The 6,722-nt window shown below is 62.1% G+C and carries 15 protein-coding genes; all 15 read right to left on the minus strand.

The genetic code is table 11. The features are described 5' to 3' along the window. Positions 1-19: 19 nt before the first annotated feature. Positions 20-598 carry a 50S ribosomal protein L5 gene (rplE, locus tag FFS37_RS28290; protein ID WP_137934269.1) on the minus strand — a complete coding sequence of 193 codons (579 nt, stop codon included), beginning with the start codon at positions 596-598 and terminating at the stop codon, positions 20-22. Continuing rightward, a complete protein-coding gene (gene rplX, locus FFS37_RS28295; RefSeq protein WP_137934270.1) occupies positions 591-905 on the minus strand; it encodes a 50S ribosomal protein L24 in 315 nt (104 codons plus the stop codon). Before rplX ends, rplE begins: the two co-directional genes overlap by 8 nt. A 12-nt stretch (positions 906-917) precedes the next feature. Further along, positions 918-1,286: a 50S ribosomal protein L14 gene (gene rplN / locus FFS37_RS28300; protein WP_006205457.1), complete on the minus strand. Its 369-nt coding sequence runs from the start codon at positions 1,284-1,286 to the stop codon at positions 918-920. Positions 1,287-1,358: 72 nt separating this feature from the next. Further along, a complete protein-coding gene (gene rpsQ / locus FFS37_RS28305; protein ID WP_010909280.1) occupies positions 1,359-1,598 on the minus strand; it encodes a 30S ribosomal protein S17 in 240 nt (79 codons plus the stop codon). A gap of 11 nt (positions 1,599-1,609) precedes the next feature. Then, positions 1,610-1,810, minus strand: a complete 201-nt coding sequence (rpmC, locus tag FFS37_RS28310) for a 50S ribosomal protein L29 (RefSeq protein WP_137934271.1) — start codon at positions 1,808-1,810, stop codon at positions 1,610-1,612. 14 nt (positions 1,811-1,824) lie between these two features. Beyond that, on the minus strand, positions 1,825-2,238 hold the full coding sequence (gene rplP, locus FFS37_RS28315; protein WP_010909279.1) for a 50S ribosomal protein L16: 414 nt from the start codon (positions 2,236-2,238) through the stop codon (positions 1,825-1,827). A 27-nt stretch (positions 2,239-2,265) separates the two neighbouring features. Further along, positions 2,266-2,997, minus strand: coding sequence for a 30S ribosomal protein S3 (rpsC, locus tag FFS37_RS28320; RefSeq protein WP_137934272.1), 732 nt, complete (start codon positions 2,995-2,997; stop codon positions 2,266-2,268). Further along, entirely contained in the window at positions 2,997-3,386 is a 390-nt protein-coding gene (gene rplV, locus FFS37_RS28325; protein ID WP_010909277.1) for a 50S ribosomal protein L22, read from the minus strand. Before rplV ends, rpsC begins: the two co-directional genes overlap by 1 nt. A gap of 2 nt (positions 3,387-3,388) precedes the next feature. After that, positions 3,389-3,667, minus strand: coding sequence for a 30S ribosomal protein S19 (rpsS, locus tag FFS37_RS28330; protein WP_006205463.1), 279 nt, complete (start codon positions 3,665-3,667; stop codon positions 3,389-3,391). Between the two features lie 16 nt (positions 3,668-3,683). After that, positions 3,684-4,517, minus strand: coding sequence for a 50S ribosomal protein L2 (rplB, locus tag FFS37_RS28335; protein ID WP_010909276.1), 834 nt, complete (start codon positions 4,515-4,517; stop codon positions 3,684-3,686). 22 nt (positions 4,518-4,539) lie between these two features. After that, the gene (locus tag FFS37_RS28340) at positions 4,540-4,833 is read right to left on the minus strand and encodes a 50S ribosomal protein L23 (protein WP_115143199.1); all 294 of its coding nucleotides are present in this window, start codon (positions 4,831-4,833) and stop codon (positions 4,540-4,542) included. Then, a complete protein-coding gene (gene rplD, locus FFS37_RS28345; RefSeq protein WP_137934273.1) occupies positions 4,830-5,450 on the minus strand; it encodes a 50S ribosomal protein L4 in 621 nt (206 codons plus the stop codon). The genes FFS37_RS28340 and rplD overlap by 4 nt, the downstream gene beginning before the upstream one ends. Next, the gene (gene rplC / locus FFS37_RS28350; RefSeq protein WP_137934274.1) at positions 5,450-6,163 is read right to left on the minus strand and encodes a 50S ribosomal protein L3; all 714 of its coding nucleotides are present in this window, start codon (positions 6,161-6,163) and stop codon (positions 5,450-5,452) included. Before rplC ends, rplD begins: the two co-directional genes overlap by 1 nt. A 61-nt stretch (positions 6,164-6,224) precedes the next feature. Then, a complete protein-coding gene (gene rpsJ / locus FFS37_RS28355) occupies positions 6,225-6,533 on the minus strand; it encodes a 30S ribosomal protein S10 (RefSeq protein WP_006205468.1) in 309 nt (102 codons plus the stop codon). A 69-nt stretch (positions 6,534-6,602) separates the two neighbouring features. Then, positions 6,603-6,722: EF-Tu C-terminal domain-related protein (locus FFS37_RS28360; protein WP_456299330.1), on the minus strand; the 120-nt coding region annotated here is incomplete at its 5' end.

Here is a 6,722-nt window from a genome sequence, read left to right on the forward strand (position 1 = left end):
TTTCCTTTTCTCGCTGCCGTTACTGGCGGAAGGGGAAGTTGAAGGCCTTGAGCAATGCCCTGGCTTCGTCGTCCGTCTTCGCAGTCGTACAAACGATGACGTCCATGCCCCAGATCTGATCAACCTTGTCGTAGTTGATCTCCGGGAACACGATGTGCTCCTTGATGCCCATGGCGTAGTTGCCACGGCCGTCAAAGCTCTTGGGGTTCAGTCCGCGAAAGTCGCGAACGCGCGGCAGCGCGATGTTCACGAGGCGGTCGAGGAACTCGTACATGCGTTCCTTGCGCAGCGTGACCTTGGCACCGATCGGCATGTTCTCGCGGACCTTGAAGCCCGCGATCGAGTTGCGGGCGCGGGTGACGACGGCCTTCTGGCCGGCGATCATCGCCAGGTCCTCGGCGGCGACCGAAGGCTTCTTGGAATCGGCGGTCGCTTCGCCGACACCCATGTTCAGCACGATCTTGTCGAGGCGCGGAACCTGCATGTCGTTGTCGTAGCCGAACTGCTCCTGCAACGCCTTGCGGATGGTCTCGTTGTAGACCTTCTTGAGACGGGGCACGTTGTTGGCAGCCGCCTGCTTGGTTTCAGCCTTAGCCATTGATGACTTCTCCCGAGCGCTTGGCGACGCGCACTTTCTTGCCGTCCTTCTGGAAGATGAAACCGACGCGGGTCGGCTTGCCATCCTTGGGGTCGGCCAGCGCGATGTTCGACAGGTTGATCGGCGCTTCCTTGGTGATGATCCCGCCCTCTTGGGACTGGGTCTGCTTCTGGTGACGACGGATCATGTTGACACCACGCACCAGCGCGGTGTCGTCCTTCGGCTGCACCGAAAGGACTTCGCCCGTACGGCCCTTGTCCTTGCCGGCAAGCACGACGACCTTGTCGCCTTTTCTGATCTTTTGCATTGGTCCGGCTCCTTACAGCACTTCAGGCGCGAGCGAGATGATCTTCATGTGGTTCTTGGCGCGGAGTTCGCGCGGAACCGGTCCGAAGATACGCGTGCCGATCGGCTCTTTCTTATTGTCGACGAGAACGGCCGCGTTCTTGTCGAAACGGATCACGCTGCCGTCCGGGCGGCGGATGTCCTTGGCCGTGCGAACCACGACCGCCTTCATCACATCGCCCTTCTTCACGCGGCCGCGCGGAATGGCTTCCTTGATCGACACCACGATGATGTCGCCCACGGAAGCGTATTTCCGCTTCGAGCCGCCCAGCACCTTGATGCACATGACACGACGAGCGCCGGAATTATCCGCGACGTCGAGGTTTGTTTGCATCTGAATCATGACTGGCCGCCTTCTTCTTTTCTAACGGGATGGGCTCGAAGCCCCTCCCCGGTCTGTCCAAAATTCGTTTGTTTACGCCTGATCCGAGGATACGACGATCCAGCGCTTGTCCTTGGAAATCGGCTTCGATTCCTGGATGAACACCTGATCGCCAACCTTGTGGGCGTTGTTCTCGTCGTGCGCCTTGTACTTCTTGGTCATGCGCACGGTCTTCTTCATCACGGGATGCGTGAAGCGCCGTTCGACCTTAACGACAACCGTCTTCTCGTTCTTGTCGCTGACGACGGTGCCCTGCAAAATGCGCTTTGGCATGGTTTTCGTCCTTAAGCCTTCTTGGCCGCGGACTTTTCCGCAGCGATGGTCTTGATGCGCGCGATGTCCTTGCGGACCTGCTTCACGCGAGCGGTCTTCTCAAGCTGGCCGGTGGCCTTCTGGAAGCGCAGGTTGAACTGCTCCTTCTTGAGGGCCGCCAGGTCGTCGGTCAGCTGGTCCTGAGTCTTGGTCCGGATATCTTCGGCTTTCATGGTTCAGCCCGTCCTTATTCTGCGATGCGCTGTACGAAGCGCGTCCTGACCGAGAGCTTGGCCGCGCCGAGACGCAGCGCCTCGCGGGCGGTTTCTTCACTGACGCCGTCGATCTCGAACATGATGCGGCCCGGCTTGACGCGCGCCGCCCAGTAATCGACCGCGCCCTTACCTTTACCCATACGGACTTCGGTCGGCTTCGAAGTCACCGGCAGATCCGGGAAAATACGGATCCAGACGCGACCGGCGCGCTTCATTTCACGAGTGATCGCGCGGCGGGCCGCCTCGATCTCACGCGCGGTGACGCGGTTCGGCTCAAGCGCCTTCAGCCCGAAACCACCGAAATCCAGGTTGGTGCCGCCCTTGGCGGTACCATGGATGCGGCCCTTGAACTGCTTGCGGAACTTTGTGCGCTTTGGCTGCAGCATCGTTCTAACTCCAAATTCCTAAATGTATCAGGCGTTCTCGCGACGACGACCGCGTTCGCGATCACCACCACCGCTGCCGCCATGTGCGTTGTCACCTTCGGTGGCGCGACGCTCCGATGCCATCGGGTCATGCTCGAGGATCTCGCCCTTGAACACCCAGACCTTGACACCGCAGATGCCGTACGCCGTATTCGCTTCCGCCGTGCCGTAGTCGACATCGGCGCGCAGCGTATGCAGCGGCACGCGGCCTTCGCGATACCATTCCATGCGCGCGATTTCGGCGCCGCCCAGACGTCCCGAGCAGTTGATGCGGATGCCTTCGGCACCGAGGCGCATCGCCGACTGAACGGCGCGCTTCATGGCGCGGCGGAACGCGATGCGGCGCTCGAGCTGCTGGGCGATCGACTGGGCAACCAGCGTCGCATCGATCTCGGGCTTGCGCACTTCGACGATGTTGAGGTGCGTTTCGGACTTCGTCATCTCCATCAGCTTCTTGCGAAGCTTTTCGATGTCGGCGCCCTTCTTACCGATGATCAGACCCGGACGCGCGGCGTGGATGGTGACGCGGCACTTCTTGTGCGGGCGCTCGATCACGACCTTCGAGATGGCGGCCTGCTTCAGCTCCTTCTCGAGATACTTGCGGATCTTGATGTCTTCATGCAGCAGCTTGCCGTACTCGCCGGTGTTCGCGAACCAGCGCGAATCCCAGGTCCGGTTGATGCCGAGGCGAAGACCGATCGGATTGACTTTCTGGCCCATTATGCGGCCTCCCCTTTTTCTTCGACTTCACGAACGACGATCGTGAGGTGCGAGAACGGCTTCTCGATGCGGCTGGCGCGACCACGGCCACGAGCGTGGAACCGCTTCATGACGATCGACTTGCCGACATAGGCTTCCGCCACCACCAGCGCATCGACATCGAGGTCGTGGTTGTTTTCCGCGTTGGCGATCGCCGATTCCAGCGTCTTCTTGACCGTGCCGGAAATCCGCTTGGCCGAGAATTCGAGGTCGGAAAGCGCTGTCGCGACCTTTTTGCCGCGGATCAGCGCGGCAACCAGGTTCAGCTTCTGCGGGCTGATACGGATCGTGCGCAGAACGGCGCGCGCTTCGTTGTCAGCAAGCCTGCGCGGAGCTTTGGCCTTGCCCATGATTATTTCCTCTTCGCCTTCTTATCCGCGCCGTGACCGTAATAGGTCCGCGTCGGAGCGAATTCACCGAACTTATGACCGACCATGTCCTCGTTCACGGAGACGGGAACATGCTTCTGGCCGTTGTAGACACCGAAGGTGAAGCCGACGAACTGCGGCAGGATGGTGGAGCGGCGGCTCCACATCTTGATCACCTCATTGCGACCACCTTCACGAACCTTGTCCACCTTCTTGAGAAGGTAGCCGTCGATGAAGGGGCCTTTCCAAATAGAACGAGTCACTTGGCGTTACCTCTTCTTAGCTCTTGCGCTGATGGCGCGAGCGCAGGATGAACTTGTCGGTCGCCTTGTTGGACCGCGTCTTCTTGCCCTTGGTCGGCTTGCCCCACGGGCTGACCGGATGACGGCCACCGGAGGTGCGGCCTTCACCACCGCCATGCGGATGGTCGACCGGGTTCATGGTCACGCCGCGGTTGTGCGGGCGCTTGCCGCGCCAGACCGTGCGGCCGGCCTTGCCGTCGTTGATGTTGCCGTGGTCGGGGTTCGACACGGCGCCGACGGTAGCCATGCAGGAACCGTGAACGACGCGCTGCTCGCCCGAGTTGAGGCGCAGGATCGCCATGCCCTGGTCGCGGCCGACGAGCTGGGCGTAGCCGCCAGCCGAACGGGCGACCTGGCCACCCTTGCCCGGCTTCAGCTCGATGTTGTGGACGATCGTGCCGACCGGCATCGAGGCCAGCGGCATCGCATTGCCCGGCTTCACGTCGACCGCTTCGCCGGCCACGATCTTGTCGCCGGCGGCAAGGCGCTGCGGGGCGATGATGTAGGACAGCTCGCCATCGTCATACTTGATCAGCGCGATGAAGGCGGTGCGGTTCGGATCGTATTCGATACGCTCGACCGTGCCGACAACGTCGAACTTGCGGCGCTTGAAGTCGATGATGCGGTACGAACGCTTGTGACCACCGCCGATGAAGCGGGCCGTGATGCGACCGTAATTGTTGCGGCCGCCCGACTTGGTCAGGCCTTCGGTCAGGCCCTTGACAGGCTTGCCCTTGTAGAGGCCCGAGCGGTCGACGATGACCAGCTGGCGGGTGCTCGGCGTTACCGGGTTGAATTTTTTCAGTGCCATGTTCTTGTCCTCGCGGCCTTGCTCAGAGACCCGTCGCGACGTCGATCGACTGGCCGTCGGCCAGCGTCACAATCGCCTTCTTGACGTCGCTCTGGCGGCCGATCGTGCCGCGGAAGCGCTTGATCTTGCCCTTGCGGACAAGCGTGTTCACGGCCGTCACCTTGACGCCGAACAGCGCTTCGACGGCGGCCTTGATTTCCGGCTTCGACGCCTTCTTGGCGACGTTGAAGACGACCTGGTTCTGCTCGGAAGCCATGGTCGACTTTTCGGTGATCGCCGGGCTGACGATCACGTCGTAGTGACGAAGGTCGGTCATTTAAAGCGCTCCTCGAGAGCCTCGACGGCGGCCTTGGAAAGGACCAGCGTGCCGCGGCGCAGAATGTCGTAGACGTTGATGCCCTGGATGGGCAGCACATCGATGTTGGGGATGTTGGTCGCGGCCAGCTTGAAATTCTGATCGAGCTCGGCGCCACCAATCACCAGGGCGTTGGTCAGGCCCAGCGTCGCGAAATTCGCGACCAGCGCCTTGGTCTTGGCCTCGGTCAGCTTCAGCTCGTCGACGATGATGATCGACGCGCTCTTGGCCTTGGCCGAGAGAGCATGCTTGAGGCCGAGCGCGCGGACCTTCTTGGGCAGGTCGTGCTCGTGGCTGCGAACGACCGGGCCGTGGGCCTTGCCGCCGCCGCGGAACTGCGGAGCGCGAGCCGAATGGTGGCGGGCGCGGCCCGTACCCTTCTGCTTGTACATCTTGGCGCCGGTGCGCGCGATCTCGGCGCGGCCCTTGGCCTTGTGCGTGCCCTGCTGCTTCTTGGCGAGCTGCCAGCGCACGACGCGCTGCAGGATGTCCTCGCGCGGATCAAGGCCGAAAATCTCCTCGGAGAGTTTCACCTTGCCGGCGTCCTTGCCGCCCAGCGTTGTGATCTTGAGATCCATTATTCCGCTCCCTCTGTGGCCGGAGCCTCATTCTTCGTGGCGACGCGGATCGCGGCGGGCTTCGGCGCGTTGGCCGGCAGCGCAACCTTGGCGGCGTCGCGAACCAGGATCCAGGCGCCCTTGACGCCCGGGACCGCGCCGCGGATCAGGATCAGACCGCGGTCGGCATCGGTCGAGACGATCTCGACGTTCTGCGTCGTGACGCGCGTGTCGCCCATGTGGCCGGCCATCTTCTTGCCCTTGAACACCTTGCCGGGGTCCTGGCGCTGGCCGGTCGAACCGTGCGTGCGGTGCGACACCGAGTTACCGTGGGTCGCGCGACCACCACCCATGTGGTGACGCTTGATGACGCCCTGGAAACCCTTGCCGATCGTCGTGCCGGTGACATCGACCTTCTGGCCGGCGACAAAATGGTCGACGGTCAGCTCGGCGCCGACATCGATCATGTTATCGGCCGAGACGCGGAACTCGGCGAGCTTCGCCTTCGGCTCGACGGAGGCGGTCGCGAAATGGCCGCGCATCGCCTTCGACGTGTTCTTCACCTTGGCGAGGCCAACGCCGAGCTGAACGGCGGTGTAGCCATTCTTCTCCTGCGTGCGCTGCGCCACGACCTGGCAGTTCTCCATCTGGAGAACGGTGACGGGAACATGTTCCCCGGCATCGTTGTAGATGCGGGTCATTCCCACCTTCTTTGCAATCACACCTGAACGCATCGGTTCAATTCCTTTAGAGTTCCGGGCCAGGGGCACCGCCCCTTACCGCGCTCTCATTCCCTTAGAGCTTGATCTCGACGTCGACGCCGGCGGCCAGATCGAGCTTCATCAAAGCATCGACGGTCTGCGGGGTCGGATCGACGATGTCGAGCAGACGCTTGTGCGTGCGCATCTCGAACTGCTCGCGGCTCTTCTTGTCGACGTGGGGCGACCGGTTAACCGTAAACTTCTCGATCCGCGTCGGCAGCGGAATGGGACCGCGGACGTTGGCCCCGGTGCGCTTTGCGGTCGACACGATTTCGCGCGTCGAGGCGTCGAGCACCCGGTGATCAAACGCCTTCAGGCGGATGCGGATATTCTGTCCGTTCATGCGTCAATTCCTTGTTCTGGCGCGGCGCGGGCAACTACCGCGCCCGCGACAGATCGGTTTAAGTCCAAATTACTCTTTGATGGTGACGACGATGCCGGCACCGACGGTGCGGCCGCCTTCACGGATGGCGAAGCGCAGCTTCTCTTCCATGGCGATCGGCACGATCAGCTCGACATCGACCGTGATGTT

Origin of the sequence: Mesorhizobium comanense (assembly GCF_005503535.1) — a bacterium.
Classification (GTDB): domain Bacteria; phylum Pseudomonadota; class Alphaproteobacteria; order Rhizobiales; family Rhizobiaceae; genus Mesorhizobium; species Mesorhizobium comanense.

What these genes read in the sequence shown, in the direction of transcription:
- rpsJ (WP_006205468.1), bottom strand. Translation starts at nt 6,533, where the DNA reads ATGAACGGACAGAATATCCGCATCCGCCTGAAGGCGTTTGATCACCGG.
- rplV (WP_010909277.1), bottom strand. Translation starts at nt 3,386, where the DNA reads ATGGGCAAGGCCAAAGCTCCGCGCAGGCTTGCTGACAACGAAGCGCGC.
- rpsC (WP_137934272.1), bottom strand. Translation starts at nt 2,997, where the DNA reads ATGGGCCAGAAAGTCAATCCGATCGGTCTTCGCCTCGGCATCAACCGG.
- FFS37_RS28340 (WP_115143199.1), bottom strand. Translation starts at nt 4,833, where the DNA reads ATGACCGACCTTCGTCACTACGACGTGATCGTCAGCCCGGCGATCACC.
- rplP (WP_010909279.1), bottom strand. Translation starts at nt 2,238, where the DNA reads ATGCTGCAGCCAAAGCGCACAAAGTTCCGCAAGCAGTTCAAGGGCCGC.
- rplN (WP_006205457.1), bottom strand. Translation starts at nt 1,286, where the DNA reads ATGATTCAGATGCAAACAAACCTCGACGTCGCGGATAATTCCGGCGCT.
- rpmC (WP_137934271.1), bottom strand. Translation starts at nt 1,810, where the DNA reads ATGAAAGCCGAAGATATCCGGACCAAGACTCAGGACCAGCTGACCGAC.
- rplX (WP_137934270.1), bottom strand. Translation starts at nt 905, where the DNA reads ATGCAAAAGATCAGAAAAGGCGACAAGGTCGTCGTGCTTGCCGGCAAG.
- rplD (WP_137934273.1), bottom strand. Translation starts at nt 5,450, where the DNA reads ATGGATCTCAAGATCACAACGCTGGGCGGCAAGGACGCCGGCAAGGTG.
- rplC (WP_137934274.1), bottom strand. Translation starts at nt 6,163, where the DNA reads ATGCGTTCAGGTGTGATTGCAAAGAAGGTGGGAATGACCCGCATCTAC.
- rpsQ (WP_010909280.1), bottom strand. Translation starts at nt 1,598, where the DNA reads ATGCCAAAGCGCATTTTGCAGGGCACCGTCGTCAGCGACAAGAACGAG.
- rplE (WP_137934269.1), bottom strand. Translation starts at nt 598, where the DNA reads ATGGCTAAGGCTGAAACCAAGCAGGCGGCTGCCAACAACGTGCCCCGT.
- rplB (WP_010909276.1), bottom strand. Translation starts at nt 4,517, where the DNA reads ATGGCACTGAAAAAATTCAACCCGGTAACGCCGAGCACCCGCCAGCTG.